The sequence below is a fragment of the Pseudomonas sp. FSL R10-2964 genome, assembly GCF_009600035.1.
Lineage (GTDB): Bacteria > Pseudomonadota > Gammaproteobacteria > Pseudomonadales > Pseudomonadaceae > Aquipseudomonas > Aquipseudomonas bubulae.
Genome location: NZ_WIWH01000016.1, coordinates 84,783 through 97,164, shown reverse-complemented (window position 1 = coordinate 97,164; position 12,382 = coordinate 84,783). Strand labels below are relative to the sequence as shown.

Here is a 12,382-nt window from a genome sequence, read left to right as displayed (position 1 = left end):
ATTCGCGAGCAGGCTCGCTCCCACATGGGCTATGTAGATCCCTGTGGCAGCGAGCCTGCTCGCGAAATAGTAGTGGTGAAGGATTCACCTTGGTAATCGAGAACCCCATGCCTCAACCGCGTCCCTACAAAGTTGCACTCAACGGCTACGGCCGGATTGGTCGTTGTGTCTTGCGTGCGTTGTTCGAGCGAGGGGCTTCTGCCGGGTTTGAAATTGTTGCACTCAATGATTTGGCCGATATGGCCAGTCTCGAATATTTGACGCGCTTCGACTCCACCCATGGCCGGTTTCCCGGCGAGATACGGATCGAAGGCGACTGCCTGCATATCAATGGCGACTGCGTGAAAGTGTTCCGCAGTGCCACCCCCGAAGGGATCGACTGGGCCGCGCTGGGCATTGACCTGGTGCTGGAATGCTCCGGTGTCTACAACACCCGTGCCGACGGCCAGCGCTTTCTGGATGCCGGGGCTCCCGGCGTACTTTTTTCGCAACCGATGGCCAGCGACGCCGATGTCGACGCCACCATTGTCTACGGCGTCAACCAGCACAGCCTGACGGGCGAAGAGCGCCTGGTGTCCAACGCTTCCTGCACCACCAATTGCGGCGTACCGCTGTTGCGTCTGCTGGATCAGGCGCTGGGCCTGGAGTACGTGTCGATCACCACGATTCACTCGGCGATGAACGATCAGCCGGTCATCGATGCCTACCATCATGAAGACCTGCGACGTACTCGCTCGGCCTTTCAGTCGGTGATTCCGGTATCGACCGGCCTGGCCAAAGGCATTGAGCGCCTGTTGCCGGAACTTGCCGGCCGAATTCAGGCCAAAGCAGTACGGGTGCCGACCTTGAACGTGTCGTGCCTGGACATCACCCTGACCACGGCCCGGGATACCGATGCCGCAGAAGTGAACCGCCTGCTGCGCGAGGCTGCCACCAGCGGCCCGCTCAAAGGCTTGCTGGCCTACACCGAGCTGCCGCACGCCAGCTGTGATTTCAATCATGACCCTCATTCGGCCATTGTCGATGCCAGCCAAACCCGCGTTTCCGGCCCCCGGCTGGTGAACCTGCTGGCCTGGTTCGACAACGAATGGGGTTTTGCCAATCGAATGATCGATGTGGCAGAGCACTACTTGCACGTTACCCACCCAAAATCCGTTCTCTAACATTAGAAACTCAGGAATTGCGACCCATGACCGTGTTGAAGATGACCGACCTCGATCTGCAAGGTAAACGCGTACTGATCCGCGAAGACCTCAACGTCCCAGTCAAGGACGGTGTAGTCACCAGCGATGCGCGTATCCTCGCTTCGCTGCCGACCATCAAGCTGGCGTTGGAAAAAGGCGCGGCGGTTATGGTCTGCTCGCACCTGGGACGTCCGACCGAAGGCGAGTTCTCGGCTGAAAACAGCCTCAAGCCTGTAGCCGAGTACCTGAGCAAGGCCCTGGGCCGTGAAGTGCCGCTGGTCAGCGATTACCTCAATGGTGTCGACGTCAAAGCCGGCGACATCGTGCTGTTCGAGAACGTGCGCTTCAACAAGGGCGAAAAGAAAAACGCCGACGAACTGGCCAAGCAATACGCAGCACTGTGCGACGTGTTTGTGATGGACGCTTTCGGCACCGCTCACCGCGCCGAAGGTTCGACCCACGGCGTGGCCAAGTTTGCCAAGGTTGCTGCGGCAGGCCCTCTGCTGGCTGCTGAACTGGAAGCACTGGGCAAGGCCCTGGGCGCCCCGGCCAAGCCAATGGCGGCCATTGTTGCCGGCTCCAAGGTGTCGACCAAGCTTGAAGTGCTCAACAGCCTGAGCCAGATCTGCGATCTGCTGATCGTGGGTGGCGGTATCGCCAACACTTTCCTGGCCGCTGCCGGTCACCCGGTGGGCAAGTCGCTGTACGAGCCCGACCTGCTGGAAACCGCTCGCGCCATCGCTGCCAAGGTCAACGTGCCCCTGCCTACCGACGTAGTCGTGGCCAAGGAGTTCGCTGAAAGTGCCGCTGCCACCGTCAAGCTGATTGCCGACGTGGCTGCTGACGACATGATTCTGGATATCGGCCCGCAAACTGCTGCGCATTTCGCCGAGCTGCTCAAGTCTTCGAAGACTATCCTGTGGAACGGTCCGGTTGGCGTGTTCGAGTTCGACCAGTTCGGCAACGGCACCAAGGTTCTGGCCCGGGCCATTGCCGACAGCGCAGCGTTCTCGATTGCGGGTGGCGGCGACACTCTGGCGGCGATCGACAAATACGGCATTGCTGATCAAATCTCCTACATCTCCACCGGCGGTGGTGCATTCCTGGAGTTCGTCGAAGGCAAGGTACTGCCTGCCGTTGAAATCCTGGAAAGCCGCGCCAAAGCCTGAAGGTGTTTCAGGCCCTGAAAGGAAGCATGGACATGGTCAAGTTGTTACCGCTGTTGATGATCGCGGGCTTTTTGGCCGGTTGCGCCGGCTCGAGCGAGTCGGTGCCCGAGGCTGCAACCCCTGAAGAGAGTGGTTGTTACCAGGCTGACTGGCAGGCGCAAAGCGTGCCGCTGGTCAATAAACGCTCAGGGCCCGAGGCGCTGGAAAAATACGAGTCGCCCAAGCCTTCACAAGAGCGCGGGTGCCCATGATTTGAAATGCGGCCCACCCAATGGGCCGCATAGCTATAGCTGAAGCTGTAACGTTTCAGCTAAATCGCATTGGCCATATCGGGGCAAACCCCCGATCTGCAATAACTTGAATAGCAGCCGCCGCTACGGCAGGCTTGCACGATTAACGACCCTTGTCCGGGAGAGACACACACAATGGCACTTATCAGCATGCGCCAGATGTTGGACCACGCCGCCGAATTCGGCTACGGCGTTCCAGCCTTCAACGTAAACAACCTTGAGCAGATGCGCGCCATTATGGAAGCCGCTGACAAGACCGACTCCCCGGTGATCGTTCAGGCCTCGGCCGGTGCGCGCAAGTACGCGGGTGCTCCTTTCCTGCGTCACCTGATCCTGGCTGCAATCGAAGAATTCCCGCATATCCCGGTGTGCATGCACCAGGACCACGGCACCAGCCCTGACGTATGCCAGCGCTCGATCCAGCTGGGCTTCAGCTCGGTGATGATGGACGGCTCGCTGGGTGAAGACGGCAAGACCCCGACCGACTACGACTACAACGTTCGCGTGACTCAGCAAACCGTTGCCCTGGCGCACGCTTGCGGCGTATCGGTTGAAGGCGAGCTGGGCTGCCTGGGTTCGCTGGAAACCGGTATGGCTGGCGAAGAAGACGGCATCGGTGCAGAAGGCGTTCTGGATCACAGCCAGATGCTGACCGACCCGGAAGAAGCGGCTGACTTCGTCAAGCGCACCCAGGTAGATGCCCTGGCAATTGCCATCGGTACTTCCCACGGCGCTTACAAGTTCACCAAGCCACCGACTGGCGACGTACTGGCAATCGACCGTATCAAAGAGATCCACAAGCGCATTCCGAACACTCACCTGGTGATGCACGGTTCGTCCTCTGTTCCACAAGAGTGGCTGGCGATCATCAACGAGTTCGGCGGCGACATCAAAGAAACCTACGGTGTGCCGGTAGAAGAAATCGTTGAAGGCATCAAGCACGGCGTGCGCAAGGTCAACATCGACACCGACCTGCGTCTGGCATCGACTGGCGCGATGCGTCGCCTGATGGCAACCAACCCGAGCGAGTTTGACCCGCGCAAGTTCTTCGGCGCCACTGTAACGGCCATGCGTGACGTGTGTATTGCCCGTTACGAAGCCTTCGGTACTGCCGGTAATGCTTCGAAGATCAAGCCGATCTCCCTCGAAGCCATGTACCAGCGTTACCTCAAAGGTGAGCTGAACGCCAAGGTCAACTAAGACCGGCGCGTACAAAAAAGCCCGCAGCGATGCGGGCTTTTTTGTGGGTGTCAGTTGCAGCCCTCTCCCAGAGGGAGAGGGTGAGGGCAGCGGTCTGGCTCAGTGCTTGAGCAACCCGCGCACACTGATCCACACAGGAATACCCAAGCCAATCCAGCTCAACACATCCCACGCCTCGTCACCCAATAGCGCACTGAACAAGCCCATCACGCTGACCAGGCCAATCGCCAGCGGGATGGAAAACACTTTCCAGAAGTTCGACTGACGGGGCCTCATCGTGCGTTCTCCCTGGCCGCTCGGCGGCGCACCCACCACAGGTAGAGTCCGCTGCCGAGCACCACAATGGTCAGTACGTCGAGAGCCGCCCAGAGGATTTTCATCGGCATGCCGCCGTAATCGCCGAAGTGCAGCGGTTGGGACATGCCCATAGCGTCCATGTACCACGGGCGCCCGGCCACTGCGGTGACCTCCAGGGTACTGGCATCGATCAATACCGGGGTCAGCAGGTGAGAAGTCAGGTGCGTGCTGCCTTTCATAAAGACCGCGTAATGGTGCTCGCTGGAGAACCGTGTACCGGGGAAGGCGATAAAGTCCGGGCGCATGCCGGGCGCGGCTTTGGCTGCGATCTCCAGCAACTGGCTGGCCGGGGCAAGACGGGTCAGTGGCGGAGCATCGCGGTAGGGTTCGATCATGGCGCTGAGGCTGTCATTGCGCCATGCGGCAATGATCAGGTCAGCACAGGCACTGATAACGCCGGTCACCCCTACCACCAGGGCCCAAGTCAGGGTCACGGCGCCAATCAGGTTGTGCAGGTCGAGCCAGCGCAGGCGTTTGGATTTGTCGGTGCGCACGGTAGCGAATTCATGGCGGCGCATAAAAGGCAGGTACAGCACTGTGCCGGAGATGATGGCCAATACAAACAGCAGGCCCATAAACGCGAGTAGCAGCTTGCCGGGCAGCCCGGCGAACATGTCCACATGCAGGCGCAGCATGACCATCATGAGTCCGCCATTGGCTGACGGCACCTCTATGGCTTCGCCGGTGCGCGCATCGAGCATAAAGGTGTGGGACGAATTGGGTTCGGTGCCGGCGGTGGGCGCCATGATGCTCAGGACTGCATTGGGTTCGTCCTCTTCCCAGCCAAAATACTGCATGACCTCGCCCGGGCGATGAGCTTCGGCGGCGCGCACCAGTTGTTGCAGGTCAAGGGTCGGGGTGTCGGCGGGCAGGGTTTTGACCTGCGGAGCATCGCCTAGCAGATGGTCGATTTCATGATGAAAAATCAACGGCAGGCCGGTCAGTGCCAGCATCAGCAAGAACGCAGTGCAAATCAGGCTGGTCCAGGTGTGGATAAAGGACCAGCGGCGGATGGTTTTGCTTTTCATGAAAATCCTGAATGCGTAAACCCTCTGTGGGAGCGGGCTTGCTCGCGATGGCATCAACTCGTTTTTTCAGTTGCACCGAGTTGTCTGCATCGCGGGCAAGCCCGCTCCCACAGGGGGGAGGTGGTGCAGCCCTTAGCGGGTTACCACTTGTAGTTGACGCTGGCCATGACGTTACGGCGGTCGCCGTAGTAGCAATAGAAACCGTCGCAGGTCGACAGGTATTCCTTGTCGAATACGTTGTTGGCGTTCACAGAAACCGTGGCGCCCTTGAGCGTTTTGCTGACCTTGCCCAAGTCGTAATGCACCGCGGCGTCGTAGACGGTATAAGCGTCGGTGTGGCCATAAGAAGCGTCGGGCACATAAGCCATGCTGCCGATTGCGATGTTGTCGGTCTCACCAATGTAGCGGGCACCAAAGCCGACGCCGAAGCCATCCAGCACGCCTTTGTGCCAGGTGTAGTCCGCCCAGATCGAGGCTTGATGTTCAGGCGTCAGGGGCAGTGGACGGTTCTTGTCCAGCGGGTCGGAGACCTTGGTCATCTTGGTGTTGGCATAGGTGTAGGCAGCGGTCAGTTTAAGGTTCTCGTTGACGTTACCCACGGCCTCCAGCTCCACGCCGCGCACGTTGGCTTCACCCAGTGGCCGGCTTACACCCAGGGTGTCGCTGAGCACGATGTTTTTACGGGTCAGGTCATACACAGCAGCGGTGAACAGCATCTCGGTGCCGGGTGGCTGGTACTTGAGGCCCACTTCGTATTGCTTGCCAGTACCGGGTTTGAACGCCTTGCCGCCAAAACCACCCGGCTCGGCCTGGAACGATTCGGCATAGGACACATAAAGCGTGAAGCCGGAATCGAACACATAGCTCAGCGCGGCATTGCCGGTGAAGGCGCTGTCGTCACGTTTGTCGCGCGCATTGTTCTCGTTGTAGAACGTGGTGTCGGTGTGCAGCCAGTCCTGGCGTCCGCCCAAGGTCAAACGCCAGTTATCCAGCGCCATCTGGTCTTGCAGGTAGAGGCCGGTGTCACGGGTTTTCTGGTTGTAGTCGTTGTAAGCGGTGTATTTGACGTTGCTGAAATCCTGCCCGTAGATCGGGTTGATGATGTTGCTGGCCGGGGCTGCGCCGTATTGCCACTTGTAGTTGGTATTGACGCGTTGGTGATCGAGGCCGATCAGTACCGTGTGCTTGAGGGCGCCCGTATTGAAGTCTGCCTGGAAGTTGTTATCCACGGCGAACTGGCTGATGTCTTCGTTCACGATATTGGCGCCGCGCTGCACGGTACCGTCGTCGGCAACGGAGCCGTAGTAACCGCCTGCAGTGATGCCCTGAAATGACAGGTCGCTTTTGGTGTAGCGCAAGTTCTGACGGAACTGCCACACATCGTCAAAGCGGTGTTCGAAGGCGTAACCGAGTGCGTAGTAGGTCTTGTCGTAGAACTCCCACTTCGGATCACCCAGGTTTTCGTGATACTTCACACTGCCCGCCGGTGAGTCAACCTTAGTGCCCTGGATCGGCAAGAACTGACTTGTGATACCGGTGTCGTCACGATTGAACTGGCTGAGGAACGTCAGTTTGGTGTCCGGGTCGATGTTCCAGGTCAGACTGGGCGCGAGGTTATAGCGCTTGTCTTCGTTGTGATCGATGGCGGTGTTGCTGTCGCGTACCAGGCCGCTGATACGGTACAAAAAGCGGCCTTCATCATCGATCGGGCCAGTGCTGTCGAAGCTGATCTGCTTGCGCTGGTAGCTGCCGACCTGGACCTGCACTTCATGGCTGGGGGTGTCCTGCGGGCGACGGCTGACCATGTCCAGCAAACCCCCGGCAGGTGTCTGGCCGTAGACCGATGACGCTGGGCCACGCAGCAGGGCTACGCGCTCCAGGTCCCAGGTTTCCAGCTTGGGCATGGTGTAGGAGCCCTTGGGCAGCGGTAGGCCGTCGAGAAACTGGGTGGGTTCGAAGCCGCGTACCTTCAGCCACTCCGAGCGGCTGTCGCTGCCATAGCTGCTGGCCGTAACGCCGGGCATGTAACGTACTGCATCATCCAGGTTCTGCACCGCCCGGTCCTGCATTTGGCTACGGGTGGCCACGGAGATGGAGCGCGGGGCTTCAGCCAAAGAGGTATCGGTTTTGGTACCCGACGCCGTGCGCTGGGCGAGGTAGCCGTCCACCGGACCCCAGGCGCTTTCGTAGCTGCCCTGGGCGGAGATGGTCGTTGCTCCTAGAGCCAATGCGCCCTGGGGAATCTCGATCAGAGTAAAGCTGCCAGCCGAGCCGGGCACCAGCTGCAAGCCGCTCCCCTGCAACGCCTCACGCAACGCAGTCGTGGCTTCAAATGTGCCGTTGACCGGTGCCGAGGTTTTGCCCGCCAGCAAGGACGAGTCGATGGCCAGGGTGATGCCAGCCTGGCTGGCGATCTGGTTCAGGGTGGCCGCCAATGGGCCGGCGGGCAGGTTGTAGCTGCGCGCAGAGGATGCCTGTTCGGCGGCAATCAGCGTGGTGCTGGCCAGCGGAGCGCCAAGGGCAATGGCAACAGCCAACAGGCTGGGGCGCAAAAACGTGTCGAGGGTGCGGGACATTCGGCGGGTTCCTGAATGGAAATGTTTCTCAATGCCTATCTGCCGCACGAGATTTGAAAAGTGATAGGGCTTATTGAAAATAATTTAGATTCAGTTCGCCGCAGGCCTGGCGCTGACAGTGACCCACCACGGGGTGCGCTGTTCGATTTGCACCGGCAAGGTCGGCAACAGGGCGTTGAGCGCCAGTTCGACGTTGTTCAGCGGGAAGCTGCCGGTGATGCGCAGGTCGGCCACTTCGGGGGCTACACCCAGGTGGCCACGGTGATAGCGGTTGAGTTCGCCAACCATGTCGCCCAGGCGCACGTTGTCCAGTACCAGCATGCCCCGTGTCCAGGCGTCGGCCCCGGGACTCACTGCATACATCTGGCCCAGACGGTCGCGGTGCATCAGCACTTGCTGCCCTTCGCTGTAGATGGTCTGTTCGACGCTATCTTCTGGATGGGCCTGGACACGCGATTGCAGCACGCTCAGGCGCGTGCCGTCGTCTTCGCGTTTGACCATGAACCGGGTGCCAAGGGCCAGCAAGCTGCCATCGCGGGTTTGTACGATAAACGGGCGAGGGTCGCCGTGGCCGGTTTCGACCATGATCTCGCCTTCTTGCAGGATGATGCGCCGGGTGCTGTTGTCAAAACGTACATCAACTGCACTGTGGGTATTGAGGTTGAGCAACGTGCCGTCGGCCAGGCGCATCTGGCGCTGTTCACCGGTGGCAGTGCGCTGGTCGGCCATCCAGTAATCGATGGGCAAGTAGTTCTTGCCGGCAAACAGGGCCAGCCCGCACACCAGGGCGATACTCGCCAGGCCGCTGCCGATCTTGCGCGCCTGCTGCTGCACGCCATTGCGCGCATTGAGCAGGGCGTTGCGTGCCGGGATGCCGGTATTGCTGAAGCGCTGGTCGAGCATGCCCAGTTGTAACCAGGCCCGGGCGTGTTCTTCGCTGGCGCTGTACCACTTGGCGAACTCGGCCTGTTCCACGGCGCTGCCGTTGCCGCAATCCAGGCACAGTTGCCAGGCGATGGCGGCGTCCAGCACCTGGACCGAGACAGGTTTGCCGTTGGCCTGGCTCATGTCGGCTCACCATACAGGGCGATGTAGCACTGGCGGATGCCCTGGGCCAGGTATTGACGTACACGGGGCACCGACACGCCCAGGCGTTCGGCGATTTCGCCGTGGGTCATGCCGTCGAGCCGACTGTGCAGGAAGGCCGCACGCGACTTGCTCGACAGTTTGGCCAACATGCGGTCGATGGCTCGCAGGTCTTCGAGGATCAACTGCTGGGCCTCGGGCGAGGGGTGCTCGGCTTCGGGGATCAGCATCAACTCGTTGAGCCAGGCCTGCTCCAGGGCGGCGCGGCGAAAATAGTCGAACAGCAGGCCTTTGGCGATGGCCGCCAGAAAGGCCCGGGGTTCGCGCGGGGCTTGCAGTTCGGTACGGCCAAGCAGGCGTACAAAAGTGTCCTGGCTGAGGTCCTCTGCCCGCTGCGGGCAGGCCACGTTGCGCCGTAACCACGCCAGCAGCCAGCCGCGATGGTCGCGATAAAGCGCTCCAACCAGCTCACTGTGGGGGGTTTGGACTGACGACAAGAGCATCACCGACTGCAAGTTTTAACTAACGATAATTATTCGCGATTGTGGCAGAGGGAGTGATCCTACGCAATTGACGCTCATCGGATGACATATAAGCGGGGGAGGGTCGTTATTGTGGGAGCGGGCTTGCACGCGATGGGATCGCCGCGTTTCGCCTGATGAGCCGCGTCGCATGAATCGCGAGCAAGACCCCTCCCACAGATTAAAAGCCGTGAATCTGCTTGCGTCGCTGCCACTGGTTAAGCCGCTGTTGCAAGGCCAGGGGGCTGTCGATGCCCTGGACGCTGGCACGGCTGAACAGGATCAGTGCCAGCTCGGCCGTGGCCAGCGCGTCTGCACTGGCGTTGTGACGGTCTTCAACCTGCAGGTTGAAGTGGTTGATCCAGTGATCAAGCCCTGCCTGGCGCGGGTTGAACTGCGGGCAGAGCATCGGTGCCAGTGCGGCCACATCCATAAACGGATGCTGCAACCGATAGCCCAGGCTGTCCTTGAGGGCTCGGGTGAGCATGTGCTGGTCAAATGGTGCATGGAAGGCCAGTACCGGGCTATCGCCGACAAAGTCCATGAAATCCAGCAGCGCATCCACCGGGTCGCTGCCGGCGGCAATGGCGGCAGGTCCCAGTTCATGCAGCAGCATGCTGGGGCTCAGGGGGTGGTCGGGGCGCAGCAGGGTGCGCTCAAAGGCCTGGCTCAAGTCAATGGCGCCGTCTTCAATCACTACTGCGCCAATCGACAACACTTGATCGCGGTTGAGATTAAGACCGCTGGTTTCCAGGTCTACCACCACCCAACGCTGACTGCGCAATGGCACATTGCTCAAGGCGGTGGCGGACGGCAATTGCAGCAGGCGTTGCTGTTGCTCAAGGCTTAGCAGCGGTTTTTTGCGGGGTAACAGCCAGGACAACAGGCTCATAGCTGATACCGCAGGGCCAGGCTGCTTTGCAGGCGCTGGGCCTGGCGCAGGGCTTCACGCAGGATACGGCGATCCAGCTGGTTGAGGTTGTCCGGGTCGACGCGATTGGAGTACGGGCGATTTTCCCGGGTTTGCAACTGGTGCTGCTGCATGCGGGTTTGCTGGATAAAGTGGTAAGCCTCTTCGTAGGCACCGCCGTCCAGCGGTTCGATCACGTCGAGAGCAACCAGTTGGCGCAAGCGCTCAAGGGTATTGTTGGCTTCTACACCGTTGGCCAGTGCCAGCAAGCGAGCCCCGTCGACAAAGGGCGTAAGGCCCTGCACCTTGAGGTCGAGGGTGGCCTTGTCACTGCCTTTGCGCTCCAGCACAAACTCGCGAAAGCGCCCCACCGGTGGCCGGTGACGCAGGGCGTTGTCGGCCATCATGCGCTGGAACAGGCGGTTGTCGGCCACTTGCTCAAGGATGCCGCGACGTAGTTGCGCGCAGCCCTGTTCATCGCCCCAGACCACGCGCAGGTCGAAGTAGATGGTGGAGGCCAGCAGGTTTTCCGGGGTGGCTTCACGAATAAACGCCGCAAAGCGCCGCGCCCATTCGGTACGGGACAAGCACAGGTCGGGGTTGCCGGCCATGATATTGCCCTTGCACAGGGTAAAGCCGCAGGCCGCCAGGTGCTGGTTGATCTGCTGGGCGATGGGCAGCAGGCGCTGGCGAATGTCGGCGGCCTCGGCAGCGTCCCTGGCCTCGAACAGGATGCCGTTGTCCTGGTCGGTGTGCAGGGTTTGTTCGCTCCGTCCTTCGCTGCCAAAACACAGCCAGGTAAACGGCACGCCGGGGTCACCCTTGTCGGCCAGCACCAGTTCAATCACCCGGCAGACGGTGTGATCGTTCAGTTGGGTGATGATATGGGTGATTTGCGTGGAAGATGCGCCGTGGGCCAGCATGCGCTCAACCAGCTGGCCGATTTCGCCGCGCAGGCTGATCAGGGTTTCCAGCCGTGGAGCATGGCGAATGGTACGTGCCAGATGCACCAGGTCGACCCGTTGCAGCGAAAACAGGTCACGCTCGGAAACAACCCCACACAGGCGTTGATCTTTAACCAGGCACACGTGGGCAATATGCCGCTGGGTCATGGCGATTGCAGCGTCGAAAGCGCTGTGATCGGGGCTCAGGTAGAACGGCCCGGGGGTCATGTGCAGGTCGATGGCCTGGTCGAAATCCTCAATGCCATTGGCAACGACCTGACGCAGGTCGCGCAGGGTGAAAATCCCCAGCGGGGCCTTGAACTCGTCGACCACCACAATGCTGCCCACCTGCTGTTCGTGCATCAGACGCACGGCTTCACGCAGTGCAACCTGAGGCGCGCAGGTCACGGGATGACGCATGGCCAGTTCACCCAGGCGGGTGTTGAGCGAGTACTGGGTGCCGAGGGTTTCAGCGGCTTTTTGCTGCACCTGCTGATTGACCTTGTCCAGCAGGCTGCTGACGCCGCGCAAGGCAAAGTCGCGAAATTCGTCGGACAGGCCAAACAGTTTGATAAACGCGGTTTTGTTCAGTTGCAGGCAGAACGTATCTTCGGCGGCCCGGTGTTCGGTGCGGGTGGCGCGCTCGCCCAGCAGCGCGGCCAGGGGGAAGCATTCGCCGGCGGTGATCTCGAAGGTGGTCTGGGCTTCTTCGCGACCGGCGTGGGTGCGCTCGCCCACCACTCGGCCCTGCTTGACGATATAGAAGTGCTCCACCGGCCCGTCGGTGGGTCGGATGATGCTTTCGCCCGGGGCATAGAAGCGCAGTTGGCACTGCTCGACCAGGTACGCCAGGTGAGTGTTTTCCATTTGGTTGAAGGGCGGGAATCGCTGCAAGAATTGCATGGTGCCGTGAATGTTCTGCAACACCGCGGTTTTCCCTGCCTGGAGAAACGCATCCGATTTACTCATTACTGATACCGCGTCGTTGGTTGTGAGCCGTTGTTGTTATGACCGGACAGGGCATCGCCCCAAGGTGTATTTCTATCCCTCATGCTCGGTGGTCTGCGCGCGGGTGCCCATTGGACGTAAGTCTATGGGGCAGCGTTGTGCTGCTGTT

General features: G+C 60.4%; 11 protein-coding genes. 4 read left to right on the top strand and 7 right to left on the bottom strand.

Annotated elements, in window-relative coordinates; all coding sequences use genetic code 11:
- Positions 1-107 precede the first annotated feature (107 nt).
- The 4 genes from epd to fba all read left to right on the top strand — a co-directional run bounded on the left by epd (position 108) and on the right by fba (position 3,843).
- The gene (gene epd, locus GHN92_RS11270) at positions 108-1,163 is read left to right on the top strand and encodes an erythrose-4-phosphate dehydrogenase (RefSeq protein ID WP_095019480.1); all 1,056 of its coding nucleotides are present in this window, start codon (positions 108-110) and stop codon (positions 1,161-1,163) included.
- A gap of 26 nt (positions 1,164-1,189) precedes the next feature.
- Positions 1,190-2,353 (top strand): phosphoglycerate kinase, encoded by a 1,164-nt coding sequence (locus GHN92_RS11265; protein ID WP_094999893.1) that lies wholly within the window; start codon positions 1,190-1,192, stop codon positions 2,351-2,353.
- Positions 2,354-2,385: 32 nt separating this feature from the next.
- On the top strand, positions 2,386-2,604 hold the full coding sequence (locus GHN92_RS11260; protein ID WP_094999894.1) for a hypothetical protein: 219 nt from the start codon (positions 2,386-2,388) through the stop codon (positions 2,602-2,604).
- Between the two features lie 174 nt (positions 2,605-2,778).
- The gene (gene fba, locus GHN92_RS11255; protein WP_004419605.1) at positions 2,779-3,843 is read left to right on the top strand and encodes a class II fructose-bisphosphate aldolase; all 1,065 of its coding nucleotides are present in this window, start codon (positions 2,779-2,781) and stop codon (positions 3,841-3,843) included.
- Positions 3,844-3,942: 99 nt separating this feature from the next.
- On the opposite strand, the gene GHN92_RS23850 is transcribed toward fba, so the two are convergent.
- From GHN92_RS23850 to GHN92_RS11225, 7 genes are all read right to left on the bottom strand, one after another.
- The gene (locus tag GHN92_RS23850; protein ID WP_178102620.1) at positions 3,943-4,119 is read right to left on the bottom strand and encodes a hypothetical protein; all 177 of its coding nucleotides are present in this window, start codon (positions 4,117-4,119) and stop codon (positions 3,943-3,945) included.
- The gene (locus GHN92_RS11250) at positions 4,116-5,228 is read right to left on the bottom strand and encodes a PepSY domain-containing protein (RefSeq protein ID WP_150628466.1); all 1,113 of its coding nucleotides are present in this window, start codon (positions 5,226-5,228) and stop codon (positions 4,116-4,118) included. The genes GHN92_RS23850 and GHN92_RS11250 overlap by 4 nt, the downstream gene beginning before the upstream one ends.
- A 140-nt stretch (positions 5,229-5,368) precedes the next feature.
- Positions 5,369-7,804: a TonB-dependent siderophore receptor gene (locus tag GHN92_RS11245; RefSeq protein ID WP_153380171.1), complete on the bottom strand. Its 2,436-nt coding sequence runs from the start codon at positions 7,802-7,804 to the stop codon at positions 5,369-5,371.
- Positions 7,805-7,894: 90 nt separating this feature from the next.
- A complete protein-coding gene (locus GHN92_RS11240; protein ID WP_153380169.1) occupies positions 7,895-8,872 on the bottom strand; it encodes a FecR domain-containing protein in 978 nt (325 codons plus the stop codon).
- Entirely contained in the window at positions 8,869-9,393 is a 525-nt protein-coding gene (locus GHN92_RS11235) for an RNA polymerase sigma factor (RefSeq protein WP_165446525.1), read from the bottom strand. Before GHN92_RS11235 ends, GHN92_RS11240 begins: the two co-directional genes overlap by 4 nt.
- Positions 9,394-9,592: 199 nt before the next feature.
- Complete coding sequence (locus GHN92_RS11230; RefSeq protein ID WP_094999899.1) at positions 9,593-10,303, bottom strand: PolC-type DNA polymerase III; 711 nt, start codon at positions 10,301-10,303, stop codon at positions 9,593-9,595.
- The gene (locus GHN92_RS11225; RefSeq protein ID WP_094999900.1) at positions 10,300-12,234 is read right to left on the bottom strand and encodes a putative nucleotidyltransferase substrate binding domain-containing protein; all 1,935 of its coding nucleotides are present in this window, start codon (positions 12,232-12,234) and stop codon (positions 10,300-10,302) included. The genes GHN92_RS11230 and GHN92_RS11225 overlap by 4 nt, the downstream gene beginning before the upstream one ends.
- Positions 12,235-12,382 lie beyond the last annotated feature (148 nt).